Source organism: Vreelandella sulfidaeris (assembly GCF_042429665.1).
GTDB lineage: Bacteria > Pseudomonadota > Gammaproteobacteria > Pseudomonadales > Halomonadaceae > Vreelandella.
The window spans coordinates 115,457-138,209 of record NZ_JBHMAC010000003.1 but is presented as its reverse complement, the minus strand read 5'-3'; the positions used below and the strand labels follow the sequence as shown (position 1 = coordinate 138,209).

Sequence of the window (22,753 nt, the reverse complement as noted above, 5' to 3'; positions counted from 1 at the left end):
CTGCTCGAGGAACCGGAGGAATATCCATGGCAGTAGCTCATAAATTTATCGTCGCTGACGATCACCCGCTGTTTCGTGCAGCGCTGACCCAAGCGTTACGCCAATTGGCCCCGCAGGCGGAAATTGTCGAAGCGGATACCATGGAAGCCACCACCGATGTGGTCAATCGCCATCCGGATGCCGACTTGATTCTTCTCGATCTGCACATGCCGGGAGCCCATGGTTTCTCAGGCTTGATCCAGCTACGTGGTCAGATGCCCGATGTTCCTGTCGCGGTGGTATCGGGTAGTGATGAGCCCTATGTGGTTCGTCGTGCTATTGACTACGGCGCGTCGGGTTTTATCCCTAAATCATCGTCTCTGCAACTAATTGCTGAGGCCGTCGGTGAAATCCTGCAGGGCGAAGTGTGGTTGCCAGAGGCGTTGGTTAACGTACTGGAAGAGACCAGCGAAGAAGAGTCGCGCTTTGCCGAAGCGATCGCTTCCTTAACACCTCAGCAATTCCGCGTATTAAACATGCTGACAGAAGGGCTGTTGAATAAACAGATCGCTTACGAACTGAGCGTTTCTGAAGCGACTATTAAAGCCCACGTGACCGCGATTCTACGTAAGCTTGGCGTGCACTCGCGGACCCAAGCGGTGATCGCTGCCCAGAAACTGGAAGTCGAGCCGCCCAAAGTCGTTTCATAACGCCCGCGGTTTTACCAGCACGGGCGGTTGTTTAATCGTTAACAGCGCGCTTATTAGCGCGCCGCGCGATGGGCCTGCAGTGTGCGCGTCAATAAGGCGCGCAGCGCTGCAGGTTTGACGGGCTTCAACAGGAGTTGATAGCCCGCCCGCTTGATCTCTTCGGCGACCACTTCGGTTCGATCTGCGGTGATAACAATCCCCGGCACCGCGCCTTTAAAACGCTCACTCAACGCTTCCAGCGCCATCAAACCGGTCACTTCGTTATCCAGGTGATAGTCGGCGAGAATCGCGTCGGGCTCCCCGTCCATATTGCGCAGAATAGATTTGGCGCCACCGATGCTGGTGGCAGTAAACACCTCACATCCCCAACCGCTTAACATGGCGGTCATGCCTTCCAGGATCAGCGTCTCATTGTCGATGCACACAATCCGTGTACCGCTAAGCTTACTGCTGCTGCGTCGGGCTTGAGTCTCCTGATCGGTATTGCTCGCTTCGCGGGCGCTGACAATCGGCACGCTAACCGAGAATACCGTGCCGCGGCCCACCGTCGAGCGGACTTTGATCGGATGATCGAGTACGCGACTCATACGGTCAGCAATGGAGAGCCCCAAGCCTAAGCCTTTTTCGCTCTCTTTATGCCGTGATACCTGGTCCAAACGACGGAATTCCTGAAAAATTTCGCTGAGCTTGGACTCGGGGATGCCCGGACCACTATCCCATACTTCAATGGACAGCCAGCCGTTCTGTCGGCGGCAGCCCAGCAGTACGTGGCCGTCCTGGGTATAGCGGATGGCGTTGGATAAAAAGTTTTGTACTATGCGGCGCAGCATCTGGGGGTCTGAGTCGACCCATAGTTGGGTTGGCACTACCTCTAAATCGAGCCCCCGATCATCTGCCATGACTTCGAATTCGGCACGTAGCGGACGAAAGATATCCGCCAGAGGGAAATGATTGCGACGCGGCGTTAACGCACCCGCATCCAACTTGGAGATATCCAGGAGCGTGCTCAGCAACTCTTCGGCGGCCTGTAACGAGTTATCGATATGGCCCACCACGCGCTGAGTATCCGGCGTTGTGACGTTCTGCATCAAAGCGGACGTAAATAGTCGTGCAGCATTTAGCGGCTGAAGTAGATCGTGGCTGGCCGCGGCCAAAAAGCGGGTTTTAGAGGCATTGGCATCCTCCGCCAATTGCTTGGCCTGACGCAGCGCCAGCTCTGCCTCGGCGCGTACACGGTTTTCCTGGCGCAGCGCTGCGTTGGCTTCAGACAGCGCCTGGGTGCGTTCACGTACGCGCTCCTCAAGGGTTTCATTGGTCTCTTTAAGCGCAATTTCGGCCTGGCGCCGCTCGGTAATATCTTGATAGAGCGAAAAAAAGCCGAGAATCGTCTGACTATCGCCAAAGTGAGGGGTGTAAGTGACCAGCATATAGCGCATGGCCTCGTTGACCCGCAGCGAAACCTCAAAGCTTACGCGTTCACCGTTGAGCGCACGGGCGACCCATGGAGCCCGCTCTTCTGCCTGTTTGACCTGCAGCACGTCTTCAAAACGTCGGCCGATGACCGCATTGCGGTCAATATTAAAGGTCTGTTCGTAGGCACGGTTGGTAAATAGGTAACGGCACTCTTTATCAAAGTAGGCGATCAACGCGGGCACGTTGTCGGTATAGATACGGATATTGTTTTCTGACCGGATCAATGCCTCTTCGATGCGCTTTTGCTGAGTAATATCTTGGTAGGTATACACAAAGCCGCCGCCGGGCATGGGGTTACCCTGTACTTCCAGCACGCTGCCATCCTGGCGGTAGCGCACGTAGCGATGGGGTTGCCCTTCGCGAATGTTGTCGAGCAGCAGTTGCACATGCTCTTCCGGATCGCCAGGGCCATATTCACCATTATGAGCGTTATAGCGAAAGATCCGATCAATCGGCGCGCCGACACGAATCAAGTGGTCGGGGAAGCGAAATAGCTCAAGGTAGCGTTGGTTCCACACCACCAGGCGTAGGCTCTGATCCACCACGCTGATGCCCTGGTTGATGTTTTCGATGGTGGCTTGCAGCAGCGCCCGGTTGAACTCCAGTACCTGAGACGCTTCATCGACAATCGAGATCACATCCGAAATACCAATGCCGCGGCCTTGAAGCGCCGAGTTAACCACGATACGTGCTGAAGAGGCGCCCAGCACGGAGGCTAAAAAGCGTTCGGTGAACTGGATAATATCAATCGAGGCGCGGGTACCGTTATCCAACGGTTTTCCCGCTCGGCGAGCGTAGTCATCAAAAGCGCGGTCTACCTGTCCAGCCCCCAGGAAGCGCTCGCAGAGCACTTTCAAGTCTCCTACCGTGGTTGCACCGGTCCAGGGGCGGTTTACTGAGGTTTGACGCGTTTCTACGCTATCCACAAACAGCGACGCTTGAATTCGCTCCACCACTCGCTGCGACGTGATCTGGGAAACAAAAATATAGCAGAACAGGTTCACCCCCAACGACAGCATGACGCCGTGGGTAAAGCTGTCTCCCAGGTTAAGCCCGAACAAGGTGGTAGGTGACAACCATTTAAGGCCTAGCGGGCCGCCCTGCAACCACTCGATGGGCAATACACCGGCATTAATCATGGTTGGCATCAGCAGGCTGTAAGCCCAGATAGCGAAGCCGGCATTCATCCCAACGATAACCCCGAGCCGATTGCCGCGTTTCCAGTAGAGGCCACCAATCAATGCGGGTGCAAATTGCGCAGCAGCGGCAAACGACAGCATGCCGATGGAGGCCAGCGAGGTGAACTCGGCAATCAACTGGTAAAAACCGTACGCCATGGCCAGCACGGCAACGATAGTCAAGCGGCGCGCACGCAGCACCAGGCGACCGTAATCGCGTGCTTTGGTATCAAACCAGCGCAACCTGAACAGGGCCGGAATAACAATTTCATTGGAGATCATGATCGACACCGCTACCGCGGCCACAATCACCATGCCGGTGGCGGACGAGAAGCCGCCGATAAAGGTGAGGATCGTCAGCCACTGATGGTCGGAGGCCATGGAAAGCGCCAGCACATAGGTGTCGGGCTCAACGCCGCTTTCTGAAAACAGCAACAGCCCTGCGGCGGCCAGGGGCACTACAAAAAAGGCAATGGCCAATAGGTAGAGCGGAAATAACCAGCGCGCTGTAGTGGCATCGTCAGGATGAATGTTTTCCACCACCGCCACATGGAACTGGCGAGGTAAGCACAAGATGGCCAGCATCGCGAGCAGGGTCTGCGCCCAGAAACTTTGGCCAAAATCCTGGTTAGCCAGCTGGCGCTGTAGACCCAGTTGGCGCTCTGCATGACCCATTAACTCGCCTAGACCATCGAACATGCCCCAGGTAACAAAGGCACCCAGCACCAGAAAAGCGAGCAGCTTGATGAGTGATTCAAATGCCACCGCATGGATTAAGCCTTCGTGGTGCTCAGTGGCATCGGTATGCCGAGTACCGAACAAAATGGCAAAGATAGCCATCACGATAGCGACATAGAACGCCGTATCGCCAAATAGCGGCGTATGGGTCACATCGGAGGCATCGGTGAGGACACTAAATGTGGTCGATACCGCCTTTAGCTGGAGAGCGATGTAGGGCAGAGTGCCTACCAGGGCAACCAAGCTGGCAAAGGCAGCTAATGACTGAGTTTTACCGTAGCGGGAGGCAATGAAGTCGGCAATGGAGGTGACGTTTTGGTGTTTGGCGACACGAATCATCTTGGCCAGCACTGGCCAGAAGAGTAAAAACGTTAAGATAGGCCCAACGAAGATGCTCGCAAACGACCAGCCCGCCGTGGCTGCCTGGCCTACGGCACCATAAAAGGTCCACGAGGTGCAATAGATAGCCAGCGCAAGGCTATAGATAATCGGGCGTCGCCGGCTAGCCCCATGGGTGCGGGCACGGCGGTCACCGTACCAGGCAATGCCGAATAAAACGGCAATATAGAGTAACGAAACCGCGACCAGTAGCCCGCCGTGAAACATGCTTTACTCCCGAGCCCGATTGATGCGTAAGGTGTGCCTTTCTCGCCAGCGACACGACTGAAAGGCTCCATTCTAGGCGAAATGGACGGTTCTGTGCGCTCAGAAAGGGCATGCATTGGAGATTTCTTCGCGGCTAACCTGCCTGGGCTGAGCAAACCGTGGTGAGTAGCGGCGAGGTTTCGCGTAATGTACGCAACTCGTCAATGATAGGCTCACGGGTCTCATCCGCCAGCGGCATCAACTCGCGACTGTCACAGTTCAGCAGATAGGGTTGGGTGAGCAGAATATCGGTGTGGTGGCGCTCAAACTGATAAAGGATGAATTCCGCCAGTCGGGCATTTTCTTGCTCGATGATCCGGATATTGTCGCTGTCTACCACGCTAAAGGCCGTTGTCATTGGGAACGCAAAGGTCCATGGACGCCACACAGCACTACTGCGGTCGGTGGAGATGACGATGGCAGTGTCGGGGAGCTGTGCCTTCTTATGGTCAAACCAGCTGTACTCCACCTGAATTTGATAGCCGAGCATGCCCAGCCCGCCAAACACGGGCACGATCCACTTGGGTAGTCGTTTGCCGCTCAGGGTGCGCAGTATCAAGCCAATGCCAGCGGCCGCAAGGCCCGCAAATACGGCAGCAATCAAATGCCATATCATAAATTATCCTTTATAAAAGCCATCGGGCCTCCCTGAGGAAGCCCGATGGTGAGATCGATTCCAAAGCGTCATTATCGCACTGCGATGCTACGCCAGGAAGATAAATACTTAGTGGTCAATCGCCATACCCGCACCTTTGGGATAGCGAACGCTTTCCACCAGGTCCTGAATTTCTTGAGGCGGCGCTGCCGTCACTCTAGAAACCGCGAAGGCGACAGCGAAGTTAATCATCGCGCCTACGGCACCAAAGGAGAGCGGCGAGATGCCCAGTATCCAGTTCTCTGGGGTGTTGGCCAGGGTGTTGGTGTCTGGAATGAAGAACCAGCCCAGGTAGGTAAAGATGTACAGCAGGGTGCAAATCAAGCCTGCCAGCATACCGGCAATCGCGCCTGAGTTGTTCATCCGTTTAGAGAAGATACCCATCATCAGCGCAGGGAATAGCGATGCGCCCGCGATACCAAAGGCAAGAGCCACCGTCTGGGCCGCGAATCCTGGCGGATTAAGCCCCAGGTAAGTAGCCAATAGAATGGCGCCCCCCATTGAGATACGTGCTGCCAGCATCTCGCCCTTTTCACTGATTTTGGGATTGATCATCGTCTTGATCAAATCATGACTGATGGCCGACGAGATCGCCAACAGCAAACCGGCCGCAGTAGAGAGAGCCGCCGCGATACCGCCTGCCGCGATTAAACCGATGACCCAGCCAGGAAGATTGGCGATTTCCGGGTTGGCAAGTACCAGGATATCGTTATTCACCGTCAGCTCATTACCTTCCCAGCCACGGTCGGTATAGTCCGTCCCATCATTGTAGAACTGAATGCGGCCATCATTGTTGAGGTCGTTAAAGCTAATCAGGCCTGTTTCTTCCCAGGTGCGAACCCACTCAGGACGCTCTTCGTAAAGAATCGGGTTCTGGGCTGCTTCGTCATAATTCTCTACTTGACCGGCCATCTCAGGATAGACCGTGGTCATCAGATTCAGACGAGCCATTGAGCCTACCGCTGGGGCGGTGAGGTAGAGCAGGGCGATGAACACCAGCGCCCAACCGGCCGACCAACGTGCGTCAGCGACTTTAGGCACGGTGAAGAAGCGAATGATAACGTGGGGAAGGCCGGCGGTACCGACCATCAGCGATAGCGTGAACAGCACCATATTCAGTTTGTTGTCCACATCAGCTGTGTAGTCCCGGAAACCGAGCGCACTGACAACGCTATCCAGCTTTTCAAGCAGTGGAATACCAGATTCGGTATGCGTGCTAAACATGCCGAACATTGGAATCGGATTGCCGGTCAGCTGGAAGGCGATAAATACTGCCGGGATCGTGTACGCGATGATAAGCACGATGTACTGAGCTACCTGCGTGTAAGTGATGCCTTTCATGCCGCCAAATACGGCGTACAGGAACACGATCAACGCTGCCAGCCAGATACCCCAGGTGTTACTGACTTCAAGAAAGCGTGAGAATGCCACGCCCGCACCGGTCATTTGTCCGATTACGTAGGTAACCGACGCTGTAATCAAGCAGACGATGGCTACCAGACGAGCCGTGTTGCTGTAGAAGCGGTCGCCGATAAAGTCGGGCACCGTGAACTTGCCAAATTTACGCAGGTAAGGGGCCAACAGCATCGCCAGGATCACGTAACCACCGGTCCAACCCATTAGGAAGGTGGAGTTAGCGTAGCCGCCTGAGGCAAGCAAACCGGCCATGGAGATAAACGACGCCGCTGACATCCAGTCAGCGGCAGTGGCCATCCCGTTGGTGATCGGATGAACACCGCCACCGGCCACATAGAAGTCTTTTGTCGAGCCGGCGCGGGCCCAAATCGCGATGCCTATATATAAGGCAAACGAGGCGCCGACGAACAGTAAATTAATTGCAAACTGGCTCATACCGGTTTACTCCCCAAGGCCAAATTTTTGATCGAGCTTATTCATCTTCCAGGCATAGAAGAAGATCAGCACGATAAAGGTTAAAATGGAGCCCTGTTGTGCAAACCAGAAACCCAGGTCAGTACCGCCCACCGGGATGCCGGCGAGAAGAGGACGGAAAAGGATAGCGCATCCATAAGAAACAAATGCCCAAACCGCGAGGCATCCGAAAATTAAACGGACGTTAGCTTTCCAGTATTCAGCAGCATTGGTTTTGTCGTCTGCCATTGTGTTGCTCTCCACTTGTGATTTTTAAGGTTGGGAAAGTTCACGAGGAATAGCGTGTGACCCATCAGGGCAATCGTACGTCGAAAGCCACTCAGTCGTCAGGAGTGATGGCTCCTTTTTAGACAGTACGCCACCTTATTGGTCGAGATAAAACGTCGAGTTAGTTAGTGACGTGCGATTACCCTGCATGACTCATGGTTAATACTGGGCAATAAACGTCAAAAAATAAATCCCAGACTTTGGTATCAATAAACAGGGCAAATGCTTTTCTAATTGTTAATGTTATTGAAACCAATGCGTTTTTTAATATTTTTAAGTAAGTTTTGCAAGCCTTTTTAGCGCTATAGGACGATGGTCTAGTGGGGGCAAAAAGGCGGTTTTTGACTACTTTAAATAAAGGTGTTGTGCTTTTGGTCTAATTGAGATTAAGAGTATTTGATACTTTGGTCGCGCATCTAACGTCGCTTCGACTTTAGCGTGATAGCTAAAGGTATAACCATGTTCTACTTGCTAGTGAAGAAGTGTTTCCTTTATACCCATATAGTCGTTGTCCCATAAACAATAACAGCCGTTGTTAAAGTCTATCGATTAAAGCTGTCGAGAGGCTGCGGCTTTATTTATTTTCATTACTATTCTTGTTTGCTTTTAGTTGATCGAGGTCGTGCTCACATGGTTGATGTGGATCTGTCCCAGCTGCCGTTTACGCTTCTTGACGATGAGGGGCGTGACCTCATTCGGCAAGGCCTCGACCTTGCCTATTTTGATCGTGGCGACATCATTCTAGAGACTGGTCAGGTAGGCGAGTGTGTTTTCCTGATTCATAAAGGCGAGGTGGCGGAAATTGATCCGACACTACCCTCGTCTACCGCTCGCATTGGGCACTACACGGCGGGGGATCTGTTTGGCGCTATTAGTATTCTAAACGGCAATAGCCGCTACCGATTTAAAGCCGAGCAAGAGTGCTTATGTTACCTATTACCCAAAGCGCTGTTCTTGCAGTTGTGTCATCACTACGCTGATTTTAACAATTTCTTTCGTCAGTCATTAGCTCATAAAGCGCGCCTGTTAACCGAAAAGCGTGCCGACGGCGGCGTCACGATGGCAGGCTTTATGTTGGCCAAGGTAAGCGAATGCATGCGCAAGCCTTTGCTAATGGCGGCGACCACTGACATTGCCAGTGCCGTCCAGCAGCTCAATGAAAGCCATGCCGATAGTCTGCTGGTAGAGACGCAGGGGCAGTTGGGAATGGTCACCAAAACCGATCTGCTCAACGGGTTAGTGCTGGGGGGGAGCATGGTGTCGTCGCCGGTCGATGAGGTGGCCCATTTTAATTTGGTAACCGTTGCGCCGGATCAGTACCTGTTTGAAGTGCTGGTGCTGATGACGCGTCATAAAGTAGCGCGGGTAGTGGTGCTTGAGCAGAACGTGCTCAAGGGGGTGGTAGAGCTTACCGACGTGTTGAGCTACTTCTCTAGCCGCAGTTACGTGGTGAGTTTACAAGTCGAACAGGCGAACAGTTTAGAAGCGCTTTCGGCGGCTAGCCAACGTACGCCTGAGCTGGTCAATGCGTTGATGGCCCAAGGCGTCAAGCTGCGTTTCGCGATGGATCTGCTGGCGGCGCTGAACGGACGCATTATCCATAAAGCCTGGGAGTTTACCGTTGACGCGCGTTATCGCGAGCAGAGCTGCCTGATGGTAATGGGGAGTGAAGGGCGCGGTGAGCAGATTCTGAAAACGGACCAGGATAATGGTTTGATTATCGCCGACGGGGCCCAATTACCGGATATTGAACGCCATATGCAAGGGCTCACCGACACCTTAATAAAGCTCGGCTATCCGCCTTGTCCCGGCAACATCATGGTGTCTAACCCTGACTGGGTCGCGACGGTATCGCAGTGGAAAAGTAAAATTGCGGGTTGGGCGCTCACCCGGGACGGTGACAGCCTGATGAAGTTGGCCATTATGCTCGATTCCCATGCGGTTGCCGGTAATCCTGGCCTGCTTGATCGTGTTCGGGATGAGCTATTTGACCGCTGTTCCCATGATGAAATGCTGCTTTCCTATTTTGCCCGAGCGGCGCTGCGTTTCTCGACGCCGCTCACCTTGTTTGGGTCATTGAAAAAGCCCCTGCATGGTATCGATATCAAGAAAGGCGGTATTTTCCCGATTGTGCATGGGGTACGCACGATGGCACTTGAGCGGCGCATTACCGCGACGTCGACCCTGGATCGGCTGGATGCGCTGGCAATTGATGGCCGTTTGGACCGGCGCTTTGCGGATGATTTGGGCGAAGCACTGGCGCTTTTTACTGAGCTGCGTCTTAAACAACAGCTTGCTGCTCTCCATAAGCCCAGCTCCCCGCTTACCTCCAACAACACCAATCGTGTGGTGGTGCAAACGCTCTCGTCACTCGAGCGCGATCTGCTGCGCGAGGCGCTGCATATTGTGAAAGATTTTAAGCAACGACTATCGCATCGCTACCATTTGGAGTATTCGTGAGCGGCATGGGGCTATTAGATCGACACGTGGGGTTATTTAGAGGCTCGCTACGCACCTTGCTACGGCGCGAAAGCGACCGGCGCCGCTATGCTGACTCCCCCTATGCTTGGCTCTTTCAACCCTATATGGGCGACGAGCTGGTAGCGCTGGCAAGCTACACCACGCCCACGCCTACCTCGTCGGTGATGAGCTTGGCAGCAGTGGTATTGAGCCAGCATCAGGTGCGAACCAGTCGTGCCTTTGTGATGACATTAGGGGCGCCGGATCAAGCTGAGAGTGCGTCCCTGCGCCAGCATCAATTGTTATGTCAGGCGGGAGCGATGAGGCCCCCCAGCCGCGAAAACTTAAGCGAGCTAGTCGAGTTTATCGGCAATCGACCGGTGATCGGTTGGCAATTAGCGCAACGTATTGGTGCCCTCAACGCACTGCTTAGTGAGCGCTTGGATTTTGCGTTACCCAATGCCCAGGTGGATGTGGCGAAGTTGCACCAACGCCAGCTGCGCCGCCTGCACCCAGACGTTAAAGCGACAAACACACTTAACCAGGCGATGACATGCTGGCAAGTGCCCGTCATGGACTTACAAAGCGTGCTGGGGGAGGCGACCGCTAGTGCCCTGCTCTATATTCGCCTGCAGCGCGTCATGGCCGACGCCGCTTAACGATGCAGGTTGGTGGGGAGATTAGTTGGGTCAGGCGACGAGTGTTGGTAGAATGAACGGCAACCCTATTTTCAGCGCCTTTCACTACCGGCAGTACTTATCCCATGCAATCTCTTGATTATTTTACCCCGCCTGCTGACACTTCTGACGTTGATCCACAGGCGACTCTCTCGTCGGATCATCCAGCATTGATCGACGCCAAACAAAAGCGGGAATTCAACAAGCTGCAAAAGCGTCTGCGCCGGGAAGTGGGCAATGCGATTATTGATTATCAAATGATCAATGAAGGCGATCGCGTCATGGTGTGCCTCTCCGGCGGCAAGGACAGCTATACGATGCTGGAGATTCTTCGCAACCTACAGCGTAACGCGCCGATCAATTTCTCTCTGGTGGCTGTCAACCTGGACCAGAAACAGCCAGGCTTTCCCGAGCACGTACTGCCTGAGTATTTGGATAAGCAGGGCGTTGAGTATCATATTGTCGAGCGGGATACGTACTCGGTCGTTAAAGAGAAAACGCCCGAAGGGAAGACAACCTGCGCGCTCTGCTCACGCCTGCGGCGCGGCTCATTGTATGGTTTTGCTGAAGAGATTGGGGCCAATAAGATTGCCTTGGGCCATCACCGTGAAGATATTCTTGAAACCCTGTTTTTGAATATGTTCTTCGGCGGTAATCTGAAAGCGATGCCGCCCAAGTTGCTGTCCGATGACGGTAAGAATATCGTGATCCGCCCGCTGGCTTACTGTAAAGAGGCGGATATTGCCGAGTTTTCACGGCTGATGGCATTCCCGATTATTCCCTGCAACCTTTGTGGTTCCCAACCTAATATGCAGCGGCAGGTGGTTAAAGAGATGCTTGCCGAGTGGGATAAAAAATTTCCTGGCCGCCTGGAAAGCATGTTCAAAGCCGTTACTAATATCGCTCCTTCCCAGTTGGCCGACCGGCAGTTATTTGATTTTGAAGGCTTAGAGGCTAAACAAGAAGCGTTACTAGCCGGACGAATTCGCGCCTTTAACGTCAGCTAATCGTCTGCTCTTCTTCTTCGGCGAGGGTGACCAAGCGTTGCATGTCGAGAATGTTGACTTCTCGCCCGGAGACGGCCACTACATCCTGCTGTTGGAAGCGGCTTAAAATGCGGCTAACGGTCTCGACCGCTAGGCCCAGATAGTTGCCAATATCGGCCCTGGGCATAGAAAGGCGAAAACTATACGGTGAGTAGCCGCGCCGACGAAAACGCTCCGACAGGGTAATCAAAAAACTTGCCAGCCGCTGATCGGCGGTTTTACGCGAGAGTAGGCGCATCATGCGACGGTCATCACGCAGCTCTTTACTCATACTGCGATACAGCTGGCCACGTAACTCCGGTAACTCCTGTGAGAGAAGATCCAGGCGATCAAAGGGAATTTCGCACACGGTCGTGGTTTCTAACGCAATCACGCTACCGGGATAATACTCTTCGTCAATCCCATCCAGCCCCACCAGTTCGCTGGGCAGATAGAAATTGGTCAGTTGCTCGCTGCCGTTACCTTCTGCCGTGACCTGTTTCAAGCTACCTGAACGTACCGCGTAAACGCTGGTAAACACATCGCCTTGGCGAAACAGCGGTTCGCCTTTTTTCAACGGGGCGCGGCGACGAATAATGGCATCGAACTGGCTCATATCGTCTAGCTCAAGCGCTAGGGGCAAGCATAGTGAGCTCAAACTGCAGGTTTGGCAGCGTGCTTCGTGCAGAAGCGAGCGGCGGCGGCCCATGGAATCCAGCATGCATAGCTCCTTGAGTAGCGTTTTGAGTGGCTGTTTATTTAATAACAGTTAAGATATTTTGCCTATTATGGAATCTATACCTCATCATCGACAAGCTGATTAAACAATTCTTGAGTAATGCTGTTCCGATTGTTGCGGCAAGTGGGCATCAAACGCCATGGCCAAATGGCGAATCAGTAAGCGACCCTTGGGTGTCGCATTAATTTTGTCACCGCTATGCGTTAGCAGCCCATCCTGCTCGGCACTCTGTAGGCGTGCAAGCGCTGGCGCGAAGTAGCTTGGCGCATCAATATTCCAACGCTGACTAATAGCCGTCAGATCAATACTCATATCACACATTAAATGCTCAATCACGTCGCGGCGAATGAGATCGTCGTCGCTTAAGCGCAACCCGCGCAGCGTGGCCAAATGGCCGTTATCCAGCGACGTTTCGTAGCGGGAAAGATCGCTCGGGTTTTGTGCATATACATCTTCCACCCGTGAAATGGCGGAAACACCCAGGCCTATCAAGTCGCACTGGGCATGACTGGAGTAGCCTTGGAAATTACGCTGGAGCGAGCCCTCACGCTGGGCAGTCGCCAGGCTGTCATCGGCTCGCGCAAAGTGATCCATGCCAATGTGGACATAGCCTGCTGCGGTCAGTAGCTCTATGGTGGTGCGCAGAATTGCCAGCTTTTCGTCGCTTCCCGGCAGGTCATCAGCATTAATACGCCGCTGAGGGGCAAAGCGTTCGGGCAAATGCGCGTAATTAAATACCGATAGTCGGGCGGGGTTCAGCTCAATAACTTGCTGTAACGTCTTGGCAAAGCTTTTTTCAGTTTGAAAAGGTAGGCCGTAGATCAAATCAAGATTAAGCGAACGAAACCCCAACCGGTGCGCCTCGTCCATCAGGGTTTCGGTCAGCACTCGCGGTTGAATACGGTTAATGGCTTTTTGCACTAACGGGTTTAAATCCTGCACGCCCAGGCTAACGCGGTTAAACCCGAGCGACTGAAGGTGGCGCAGCGTTAATACGTCCGCTTCGCGGGGGTCTATTTCAATGGCGTAATCGCGATCCGGCGATGAAGAAAGGCCAAAGCGAGCGTCCAGGCGATCGATCAAATCACCCATCTGATTGAGGTTAAGAAATGTGGGGGTACCACCTCCCCAATGCAGCTGCTCAACCGCTCGAGAGGTGTCCAAATGGCGAGCGATCAAGACCATTTCGCGATCAAGTCGGGCTAAATAAGACTCGGCCAGCGCGGTGTTTTTCGTCGCAATTTTATTACACGCACAGTAGAAACAGATATTCCGACAGAAGGGGATATGCACATATAGCGAGAGGGGGCGCCTGCCAGCATTACTGCGCATTAACGCCTGAGTCAGGTCATCAGGGGTAAAATGCTCATGAAACGACAGCGCCGTAGGATAAGAGGTATAGCGTGGGCCGCTAGTATCGTAGCGGCGCAGCAAGGCTTCATCCCAATCCGTCTGCGCGCAAGCGGGGGAGAGAGAAGGAGCCCCAGGGGCGTGAACGGACATGAGGGAGTGCTCCGGCATTAGGGACGACGTGATAGCGGTTACGGCAAGCCTAACGCGCAGTCGCTGTCTAAATGTTGAGCTACGTCATGTGAATGACGCGGGTAGGTTAATGAAGATGGTGGGCGGTGAGCGTCCAAAGTTGCCATAGCGCAAAAGCAATAATGATTAATGCCGCCACGCTGCGCGTCGCGGGGTGGCGAATTAGCTGATTGAGTTGGCGTGCGGCCAGACCGGTGACGAGCAGCGCGGGAAGAGTACCAAGCCCAAAAGCGCCCATCAGCAAAGCGCCCTGCAGTGGGTCGGCGATCGCCAAGCTCCAGGCCAACATGGAGTAAACCAGCCCGCAGGGCAGCCAGCCCCAAACGGCGCCCAGCGCGAAGGCCTGAGGAAGGTGTACCACCGGCATTAAGCGTCTTCCAATCGGTTCCAGATAACGCCATAGTCGCCGCCCAATGGCTTCGACTTTAAGCAAGCCCTTCCACCAGTTAGCGATATACAGAGCCATTAATATCAGCATTAGGGCGGCAAACACCTGAAGCAATAAACGAGCGGTGGCCGACAGAGAAAAGAGGGTGCCTACTAGGGCGACCAGGGCGCCTGCCATCATATAGCTACTGATGCGGCCTGCGTTATAGCTGAGTAATAGCCCGCCCATCCGCGCGGGATGGCGCATGCTGGGAGGCACGGCAAAGGTCAGTGCGCTCATGATGCCACCGCACATGCCAATGCAGTGCGCGCCACCCATCAGGCCAAACACAAACGCCGCCAGTAGCGGCGGTAGATCCAAGCCGGTTGGGTTCATGGGAGTGGCTCTTGATCGCTATGAGTGTTCGCCTCAGGCGTAGCGGTTGGTTGTTTTTTTGCCTGTTGTCTCTGGCGGCGCTGCTCGGGCGTGAAGTCGTTTTCATCTTCATCAAACAAAATGCGGTGCGCAGGGCCTTCAAGGTCATCGAACTGGTCATTTTTCACCGCCCAAAAAAATGCCCAGACGGCAAGTCCGAGTAATATCAGCGATAGCGGGATGAGCAGATACAGAATCGTCATGCGGTTACCGGGGTTGCAGCGTTGAGCGTTGACACGGGCTGACGTCGCCAGCGTGAAAGGCGTAAGGCATTGCCTACCACTACCAATGAGCTAAGCGACATACCAATGGCCGCGAGCCAAGGTGGCACTAGCCCCATGGCCGCCAGCGGTAGCGCCGAAAAGTTGTAGCACACTGACCAAATCATATTTTGACGCATGATACGCCGGGTGGCGCGGGAAATCTCGATAGCCTCATAAATGCGTATTAAACGTGGGCTGAGCAGAATGGCATCGGCCCGAGTGCGGGCCAGGTCCGTCGCTCCGTTCATCGCAATCGCGACATCGGCGCCGGCCAGCACCGGCACGTCGTTAATGCCATCGCCTATCATCACCACTGTTTCGCCTGCTGCTTGCAGCTCGCGTAGGCGGGCTAATTTCCCTTCCGGACTAACGCCTGCGTGCCAGGTGTCGATAGTAAGCTGGTGCGCCAGACTTCCAACGGCCTCTTCTGTATCGCCGGATAGTAGCTCGATGGTAAGGCCGGTGCTGCTAAGCGCTTTGATAGTTTCGGCCGCGTCTTCTCTTACGCCGTCATGCAAACCAAACCAGGCGCGCGGTTGACCGTCTTCACTCAGCATCAGCCACTGGCCTTGTGCAGGTGGGGCGATGGGGTTATTCAGCGCAAAGTCCGGTTTGCCTAGCCGCCAGCGGGCACCGTTTAGGGTGCCTATTAACCCTTGGCCGGTGTGGCTTTGAATATCTTTGGCTTGCAGCGTTGCTGCTCTGAAAGGGCGGAACGCACGCGCAATGGGGTGTTCCGAATGAGCCTCAAGGGCGGCAGCAATAGCCTGGGCGCGCTCGGCGGTCAATTCCCCAAACGGCTGGGTATGGGTAAGGTGCATCTCGCCGCGGGTTAACGTGCCGGTTTTATCAAAGATTACTCGAGTAACATTGGAAAGCGTTTCCATGGCGTCGGCGCGGGTAATTAACACGCCGCGCTTGCGCAATTGACCATGCCCGGCAGTTAACGCAGCAGGGGTAGCCAACGCCAGTGCACAGGGGCAGGTCACGACCAGCACCGACAGCAGCACCCACAATACTTTTGATGGGTCGATAAACCACCAGGCCACGGTGACGCAGGCGGTTACCACGAGCAGGCGCAGGACAAATAAGTGCGCCATCCGGGCCGCCATCTGAGCCAGCCGCGGGCGGCTGGCAAAGGCGCGGTCGGTGAGGTCAACGATCCCGGCCACACGGGCGTCACGTCCGGCATGGGTGACCCTGACCACCAGCGGATTTTCCATGTTTTGGCTGCCGCCGGTAATCCGGTCGCCAACACGACGAGTCACGGGAAGGTACTCGCCGGTTAGCATCGACTCATCGAGGCTTGATTCGCCCTCTTCAATCATGCCGTCGGCGGGAACGCCGTGACCGGGTTTAACCAATACGCGGTCGCCAGGCGTTAGCTCGCTGGCGGGCAAAATACGTTCACTCCCATCGTTTTCAAGTCGTGTGGCTGAGATTGGCAGCACACCACTCAGGGCGTTGCCGCTATGTCCACTGCGCCGTCTGGCGCGGCTCTCCACATAGCGGCCAAAGAGCAAAAAGAAAGTGAACATGGTGACCGAGTCAAAATAAACCTCGCCTATATTAAACAGCACGGCATAGCTGCTAGCTAAGTAGGCGCCGCCAATCGCCAGCGATACCGGCACATCCATGCCTAGCACGCCCGTGCGTATATCACGCAATGCATTGCGGAAAAATGGCTGTGCTGAAAAGAACACTACTGGCGTCGCCAGAGCAAAAGAGAGCCATTGAAAAAGCGCATAAAAATCATCGCTGATTTCACCGGGACCGGAGACATAAATCGGGATCGAAAACATCATCACCTGCATCATGCCTACCGCGGCGATAATCAACCGGCGTACGTTCATACGTTCTTCGTGCTGTAGTCGCGCCTGGGCTTGGTCGGGTTCGTAGGGCTGTGCCTCGTAGCCGATGGCCGCCAGCTCCGCTAGCAGTTGAGACAACTTTAACTGCTGGGGATCCCAGCTAACCCGCAGCCGGTGATGAGTTAAATTCACCGCGCTGGACGTAACGCCCGGCAAGACATTCAAGCGGTGCTCAATCAACCATGCACAGGCGGCACAGGTGATGCCTTCAATGGAAAGGGTGGCGTATACGTTGCCCTCATCGCCATCAGCATGCACAAACTGAGCCTGCAAGCCTGGATCGTCAAATACCGACCATGTATCTGCTTTAGCGGCTTGGCGGTCGTTGGGGCGCTCGGGCAGTTCGGTTCGGTAGCGGTAATAGCTTTCCAGCCCGCCATTGACGATGGCATGAGCCACTGCTTCGCAGCCGGGGCAGCAAAGGGGGTGAGTCTCCTCATCCAGAGTGATTATCCAAGGGGCCGCCGGGGGCACCGGATTGCCACAATGGTAGCAGGCCTGCGCAGCATTGCTCATTGGCTTTCTGTACGGCCTCCTGGCAGTAGCGCGACGCTATTCTCATTGGGGAAAATTGCCTCGCCAGTAAGTCGCCAGTCGGCATCTTGCAGGGATGGCTGAAGCGTTAGGTACCAGCGATAACGCAGGTTGTCGGGGCCTTGGGTGACATAACGGCCATCGCGAACATGCTCAAGCACAAACGATTGATCGCGATTATCTTCGGTCGGAAAAATCAGGTCGAGGTAGAGCGTTTCCGGGTGTGTATCGCCCGTTAAATCCACCACAATATCGCTCGTTAGTGGATCAATGCGTAGGTCGGCGCTCAAATGCAGTTGACGCGCCTCATCCTGCTTGGCAAACACACGGTTAATGGCTTTGCCATGCTCATAATAATCCTCCTGAACGACCATGCCATCGAAGCTTTTGACCGACATGACGGCAAAGGAAGTGCTGACAACGATCGATGACAGCAAAAGGCCAATCAAAAACCATGGCCAAAACTGCTTATACCAAGGCGTTACCGAGGGAGTGGATGGCATGCGTGTTTATCTCCTAATGTCGCCCAAGAAGCTTGTGTCGCGCTCAAGATGAATACGCTCATCTTGTTGAGCCTGTAATGAAAAAGTAATGCTATGACTAGGTTGTTGTAGCTCTTCTGGGTTGGCCGTCACGGTCACCACCTGTAAGCGCGACTCCCCTGCGGGTACGGTCAGCAAGCGGTTGTCCAGCGTTAAGCCGGGTAAGCCCGATACGCTGAGCTGATACGTGTGATTTTGATCGTCAAGGTTACGAACCGTGAGGCTGTAAACATTGCTAATGCGTCCGTCGCGAGTCGTTTGATACAGCTGAGTACGCTCTCGCTCAGCATCGAAGTTGAGCGGCATACGGTCATTGATAGCCCAGGCAAAGGTGCCCATCATAAACACTAGCGCCACAAAATAGCCTATTAAACGTGGGCGCAGGATATGGCTCTTGTTGCCTTCAAGAGCATGCTCTGTGGTGTAGCGTACCAATCCCCGCGGATAGCCCATTTTGTCCATCACGCTATCGCAGGCATCGATGCAGGCGGCGCAGGTGATGCATTCATACTGCAGACCATCACGTATATCGATACCGGTAGGGCATACCTGTACACACAGGTCGCAGTCGATACAGTCGCCATAACCTGCCTCGCGGGCCTCCATATGGCTGAGGCTCTTTTTACGGTGTCCTCGCGGGTCACCACGTGCTGCATCATAGGAGACAATCAGCGTATCACGGTCAAACATCACGGATTGGAATCGTGCATAGGGGCACATATACATGCACACCTGCTCGCGAAGCCAGCCAGCGTTCAGGTAGGTAAATACCAGGAAAAAGCCCACCCAAAAATACGACCAACCATTAGCTTCCAGGGTCGGTAATTCTGTGACTAACTCGCGTATCGGCGTGAAGTAGCCGACAAAGGTAATACCCGTGGCAAGAGCAATCAGCAGCCAAGCGCTATGCTTAGCTGTTTTGCGCCATGCCTTGTCTATGCTCATCGGCTGTTTATCAAGCTTCATGCGCCGATTGCGTGACCCTTCGATACGGTGTTCAAGCCATATGAAGAGAAAGGTCCACACGCTTTGTGGGCAGGTATAGCCGCACCACACCCGGCCAGCAAACACGGTAATAAAGAATAGCCCAAAGGCGCAGATAATCAGCAGCCACGACAGCAGGATGAATTCCTGGGGATAGAAGGTGGCGCTAAAGATATGGAATTCACGATTAGGCAGATCGAAAAGGATTAACGGTCTATCGCCAAGGTTAATCCAAGGGATGAGAAAGAATGCCAGCATTAACGACCAGTTGGTGCTGCGACGTAGCTTCTGAAAGACCCCTTTAATCTCACGCACATAAATGTGGCGCCGCTTGGCGTACATTTCCTGGCTAACGGGTTCAGGCGAAGGGTAATGTCCCACCTGGGGTGGTGTGACGTCTTGGGTAGATATCTTTTCCATGGCTTTGTTCCCGGCTCAAAAGGCAGGAGAAGTGCACTTATGCACATGGTGATATTGTATCGGGTTGTGTATGCAGAAAGGGTGCGGTTTGAGACCGCACCCTTACTTGAGCAGCCCGGCGGCTGATGGTGGAGAAGTATTAGTCAGCTAAGCGCAGGCTATATACGTAGGCAGCAACCAGGTGTACTCGTTCTTCACCAATATACGCCGCTTGTGCTGGCATGTGACCGTTGCGACCGTTACGAAGTGTTTGACGAATGGAGTCACCCACTTCTTGGCCAGGCGCAAGATAAAGCCAGGTATTGTCGGTTAGATTGGGTGCCCCCAATGCCGTATTGCCGGTGGCCGTAGGGCCATGGCAAGCGGCGCAAACGGACATGAAGGTGCTTTGGCCTTGTTCCGCACGGGCAGCATCATGCTCTTCATTGGACAACGAAAGTACATATTGAGTGAGGTTTTCAATATTTTCTTGCCCAAGCTGCTGCCAGGAAGGCATCAGGCCGTTACGGCCGTTCGTCAGCGTCTGTACAATCGTATCGGGATCACCCCCGTATAACCAATCGTCGTCGGTCAGATTAGGAAAGCCGTACCCGCCTTGAGCGTTAGAGCCATGACACACCGCGCAGTTATTCTGGAAAATACGCTCAGCAACCTGCATCGCCTGGGGATCTTCAGCAAGTTCGGGGATTGGCACTTCCTGATACTGGGCAAATATAGGCGTAAAACGCTCTTCGGCCTGAGCGACTTCCTCTTCCCACTGTCCCTCTTGGGACCAACCCAATATACCTGCGTAATTACCAAGGCCGGGATAAAGCACCAGGTAGCCCAGCGCAAACACGACCGTTAATACGAATAACTGAAACCACCAGCGTGGCAGCGGATTGTCATACTCTTCGATACCATCGGCGGCGTGCCCGGTAGTTTCAACGTTTCCCTCTGGGCCAGGCGTTTTATCGGTGCGCCGGTTGGCAAGCAGGATCCATACGCTCAAGGCAATCGTGCCTAGCGTGATGAAAATGATCCAGGCGCTCCAGAAACTGGATAGGGAGTCACCCCATAGGTTGTTCATAATTTGTTCTCTCCCCTATCGTGGCGGGCATTCGCTTCGCTGTCGCGTTGTTGCGAAGCTTGCTTGTCACTGGGCGGTAGCTCATCGTCGTCGGCAAAGGGCAGATGGGCCGCTTCGTCAAAATCTGGTTTACGTCGCTTGGAGTACGCCCAAAGAGCGATGCCGATAAAAGCGACCATCAAGATCAGCGTAATGAGACCGCGAAAAGTTCCCGTATCCATAGCTTAACGAGTGCCCTCAAGCAGGATGCCCAATTGCTGTAGATAAGCGACTAGCGCGGTGATTTCCTGAGTACCGCTTACATCCGCCGTTGCCGTGGCAATATCTTCATCGGTGTAAGGCACGCCTAGCCGACGCAGGGTGCGCATTTTGGCCGGGGTGTCTTCGCCGTCGATAGTATTTTCAAACAGCCAGGGGTAGGCCGGCATGATTGATTCTGGTACGACATCCCTAGGATTATAGAGATGAGCACGGTGCCAATCGTTACTGTAACGGCCGCCTACGCGCGCCAGGTCAGGCCCTGTCCGCTTGGAACCCCAGAGGAAGTTGTGTTCATAAACTCCCTCGCCGGCAACGTTATAGTGGCCGTAGCGTTCGGTTTCTGCACGGAAGGGGCGCACCATTTGCGAGTGACAGCCCACGCAACCTTCACGACGATAAATATCCCGGCCTTCCAACTGCAGCGCTGTTAGCGGCTTGAGGCCGGCCACAGGCTCCGTGGTCTGTTTTTGGAAAAGCAGCGGGACGACCTCGGCCAAGCCACCGAAACTGATCACGACAAGGATCAACACGGCAAGAAGGCCAACGTTCTTTTCGACAATCTCGTGTTTCATTGGTCTCATCTTCCCCGGTTTAAGCCGCTTGTGGTGCTGAAGGGCTGAAGGCTTCACGACGTTTGACGGTCATGTAAACGTTGAAGGCCATGATCAGCATGCCGGTCACCCAGAAGAGGCCACCGATTAAGCGTACAAAGTAGCCCGGTGCGCTGGCTTCAACGGCTTCAACGAAGGTGTACATCAAGGTGCCGTCAGGGTTGATCGCACGCCACATCAGGCCTTGCAAAATACCGTTAACCCACATGGAGGCGATATACAGCACGGTGCCGATAGTCGCTAGCCAGAAATGCACTGCAATCAATTTGACCGAGTACATGGACGTGTGTCCGAAGACGCGCGGGATCAGGTGATACATAGAACCAATGGTGATCATCGCGACCCAGCCCAGGGCGCCCGCATGGACGTGGCCGATGGTCCAGTCAGTGTAGTGCGACAGCGCATTGACGGTTTTAATCGCCATCATTGGGCCTTCAAAGGTAGACATCCCATAGAACGAGAGGGCGACAACCAAAAAGCGCAACGTGGGGTCGGTGCGTAGCTTATGCCAGGCGCCTGAAAGGGTCATCATGCCGTTAATCATGCCGCCCCAGGAGGGCGCCAGCAAAATAATCGACATGACCATGCCCAGTGACTGTGCCCAGTTAGGCAGTGCCGTATAATGCAGGTGGTGAGGGCCAGCCCACATGTAGACCATGATCAACGCCCAGAAGTGGACGACCGATAGACGGTACGAGTAGATAGGACGCTCTGCCTGCTTCGGTACGAAGTAGTACATCATGCCCAGAAAGCCCGCCGTCAGGAAAAAACCAACCGCGTTATGGCCATACCACCACTGCACCATGGCATCGACTGCGCCCGCATAGATCGATGTCGAGTACATTGGGGTAACCGGAAGAGCCGCATTGTTAACGATGTGAAGCACCGCAACGGTCAAAATAAACGCCGCAAAGAACCAATTGGCGACATAAATATGTGAGGTTGTGCGTTTCTTGATCGTCATTAGGAACACGATGGCGTAACTGATCCAGACCACGGCGATCAAGATGTTGATCGGCCACTCCAGCTCAGCGTACTCCTTGGTCGTGGTGTAACCCATGGGTAGCGTCACGACCGCCGAAATAATGACTGCTTGCCAGCCCCAAAACGTAAAGGCAGCCAGCTTGTCAGAAAAAAGGCGTGTCTGGCAGGTTCGCTGCACCACGTAATACGATGTGGCAAACAGTGCCGAACCACCAAAGGCGAAAATGACGGCGTTTGTGTGTAGCGGACGCAAGCGTCCGAAGCTAGTCCAGGGGATGCCAAGGTTCAGTTGCGGCCAGACCAGTTGCGAGGCAAGAATGACGCCGACGATCATTCCTACAATGCCCCACACAACGGTCATGATCGCGAACTGCCGAACTACCTTGTAGTTGTAGGTCGGATGTTCAAATGTTGTGCTCATGTGATGTTCCCAT

General features: G+C 54.3%; 19 protein-coding genes. 4 read left to right on the top strand and 15 right to left on the bottom strand.

Going from position 1 to position 22,753, the window contains the following annotated elements:
- Window positions 1-26 precede the first annotated feature (26 nt).
- A complete protein-coding gene (locus tag ACFFLD_RS02220; RefSeq protein ID WP_386036007.1) occupies window positions 27-689 on the top strand; it encodes a response regulator in 663 nt (220 codons plus the stop codon).
- 53 nt (window positions 690-742) lie between these two features.
- Here the strand turns inward: ACFFLD_RS02220 and ACFFLD_RS02215 are convergent, their stop codons facing one another.
- The 4 genes from ACFFLD_RS02215 to ACFFLD_RS02200 all read right to left on the bottom strand — a co-directional run bounded on the left by ACFFLD_RS02215 (window position 743) and on the right by ACFFLD_RS02200 (window position 7,496).
- On the bottom strand, window positions 743-4,684 hold the full coding sequence (locus tag ACFFLD_RS02215) for a hybrid sensor histidine kinase/response regulator (protein WP_386036004.1): 3,942 nt from the start codon (window positions 4,682-4,684) through the stop codon (window positions 743-745).
- A 133-nt stretch (window positions 4,685-4,817) separates the two neighbouring features.
- Window positions 4,818-5,339 carry a hypothetical protein gene (locus tag ACFFLD_RS02210; protein ID WP_386036001.1) on the bottom strand — a complete coding sequence of 174 codons (522 nt, stop codon included), beginning with the start codon at window positions 5,337-5,339 and terminating at the stop codon, window positions 4,818-4,820.
- A gap of 108 nt (window positions 5,340-5,447) precedes the next feature.
- The gene (locus ACFFLD_RS02205; protein ID WP_386035999.1) at window positions 5,448-7,229 is read right to left on the bottom strand and encodes a sodium:solute symporter family protein; all 1,782 of its coding nucleotides are present in this window, start codon (window positions 7,227-7,229) and stop codon (window positions 5,448-5,450) included.
- 6 nt (window positions 7,230-7,235) lie between these two features.
- The gene (locus ACFFLD_RS02200; protein WP_007113808.1) at window positions 7,236-7,496 is read right to left on the bottom strand and encodes a DUF4212 domain-containing protein; all 261 of its coding nucleotides are present in this window, start codon (window positions 7,494-7,496) and stop codon (window positions 7,236-7,238) included.
- 669 nt (window positions 7,497-8,165) lie between these two features.
- On the opposite strand from ACFFLD_RS02200, the gene ACFFLD_RS02195 reads away from it, so the two are divergent.
- The 3 genes from ACFFLD_RS02195 (at window position 8,166) to ttcA (ending at window position 11,679) form a co-directional block, all read left to right on the top strand.
- On the top strand, window positions 8,166-9,995 hold the full coding sequence (locus ACFFLD_RS02195; RefSeq protein WP_386035994.1) for a DUF294 nucleotidyltransferase-like domain-containing protein: 1,830 nt from the start codon (window positions 8,166-8,168) through the stop codon (window positions 9,993-9,995).
- A 5-nt stretch (window positions 9,996-10,000) separates the two neighbouring features.
- Window positions 10,001-10,654: a DNA polymerase III subunit epsilon gene (locus tag ACFFLD_RS02190; protein WP_386036349.1), complete on the top strand. Its 654-nt coding sequence runs from the start codon at window positions 10,001-10,003 to the stop codon at window positions 10,652-10,654.
- Between the two features lie 104 nt (window positions 10,655-10,758).
- A complete protein-coding gene (ttcA, locus tag ACFFLD_RS02185; RefSeq protein WP_386035991.1) occupies window positions 10,759-11,679 on the top strand; it encodes a tRNA 2-thiocytidine(32) synthetase TtcA in 921 nt (306 codons plus the stop codon).
- On the opposite strand, the gene fnr is transcribed toward ttcA, so the two are convergent.
- The 11 genes from fnr to ccoN all read right to left on the bottom strand — a co-directional run bounded on the left by fnr (window position 11,672) and on the right by ccoN (window position 22,740).
- On the bottom strand, window positions 11,672-12,418 hold the full coding sequence (fnr, locus tag ACFFLD_RS02180; protein ID WP_386035988.1) for a fumarate/nitrate reduction transcriptional regulator Fnr: 747 nt from the start codon (window positions 12,416-12,418) through the stop codon (window positions 11,672-11,674). The genes ttcA and fnr overlap by 8 nt on opposite strands.
- Window positions 12,419-12,517: 99 nt before the next feature.
- A complete protein-coding gene (gene hemN, locus ACFFLD_RS02175; protein ID WP_386035985.1) occupies window positions 12,518-13,939 on the bottom strand; it encodes an oxygen-independent coproporphyrinogen III oxidase in 1,422 nt (473 codons plus the stop codon).
- Window positions 13,940-14,045: 106 nt separating this feature from the next.
- Window positions 14,046-14,741: a sulfite exporter TauE/SafE family protein gene (locus ACFFLD_RS02170; protein WP_386035983.1), complete on the bottom strand. Its 696-nt coding sequence runs from the start codon at window positions 14,739-14,741 to the stop codon at window positions 14,046-14,048.
- Window positions 14,738-14,983, bottom strand: a complete 246-nt coding sequence (gene ccoS / locus ACFFLD_RS02165; RefSeq protein ID WP_386035980.1) for a cbb3-type cytochrome oxidase assembly protein CcoS — start codon at window positions 14,981-14,983, stop codon at window positions 14,738-14,740. Before ccoS ends, ACFFLD_RS02170 begins: the two co-directional genes overlap by 4 nt.
- Window positions 14,980-17,430, bottom strand: coding sequence for a heavy metal translocating P-type ATPase (locus ACFFLD_RS02160; protein ID WP_386035977.1), 2,451 nt, complete (start codon window positions 17,428-17,430; stop codon window positions 14,980-14,982). Before ACFFLD_RS02160 ends, ccoS begins: the two co-directional genes overlap by 4 nt.
- Window positions 17,427-17,951 carry a FixH family protein gene (locus ACFFLD_RS02155; protein WP_386035974.1) on the bottom strand — a complete coding sequence of 175 codons (525 nt, stop codon included), beginning with the start codon at window positions 17,949-17,951 and terminating at the stop codon, window positions 17,427-17,429. The genes ACFFLD_RS02160 and ACFFLD_RS02155 overlap by 4 nt, the downstream gene beginning before the upstream one ends.
- A 6-nt stretch (window positions 17,952-17,957) precedes the next feature.
- Window positions 17,958-19,394, bottom strand: a complete 1,437-nt coding sequence (ccoG, locus tag ACFFLD_RS02150; RefSeq protein ID WP_386035971.1) for a cytochrome c oxidase accessory protein CcoG — start codon at window positions 19,392-19,394, stop codon at window positions 17,958-17,960.
- Window positions 19,395-19,533: 139 nt separating this feature from the next.
- The gene (gene ccoP / locus ACFFLD_RS02145) at window positions 19,534-20,463 is read right to left on the bottom strand and encodes a cytochrome-c oxidase, cbb3-type subunit III (RefSeq protein WP_386035968.1); all 930 of its coding nucleotides are present in this window, start codon (window positions 20,461-20,463) and stop codon (window positions 19,534-19,536) included.
- Complete coding sequence (locus ACFFLD_RS02140) at window positions 20,460-20,684, bottom strand: cbb3-type cytochrome oxidase subunit 3 (RefSeq protein ID WP_386035965.1); 225 nt, start codon at window positions 20,682-20,684, stop codon at window positions 20,460-20,462. Before ACFFLD_RS02140 ends, ccoP begins: the two co-directional genes overlap by 4 nt.
- 3 nt (window positions 20,685-20,687) lie before the next feature.
- Window positions 20,688-21,296, bottom strand: coding sequence for a cytochrome-c oxidase, cbb3-type subunit II (ccoO, locus tag ACFFLD_RS02135; protein ID WP_386035962.1), 609 nt, complete (start codon window positions 21,294-21,296; stop codon window positions 20,688-20,690).
- A 19-nt stretch (window positions 21,297-21,315) separates the two neighbouring features.
- On the bottom strand, window positions 21,316-22,740 hold the full coding sequence (gene ccoN / locus ACFFLD_RS02130; RefSeq protein WP_386035959.1) for a cytochrome-c oxidase, cbb3-type subunit I: 1,425 nt from the start codon (window positions 22,738-22,740) through the stop codon (window positions 21,316-21,318).
- Between the last annotated feature and the right edge of the window lie 13 nt (window positions 22,741-22,753).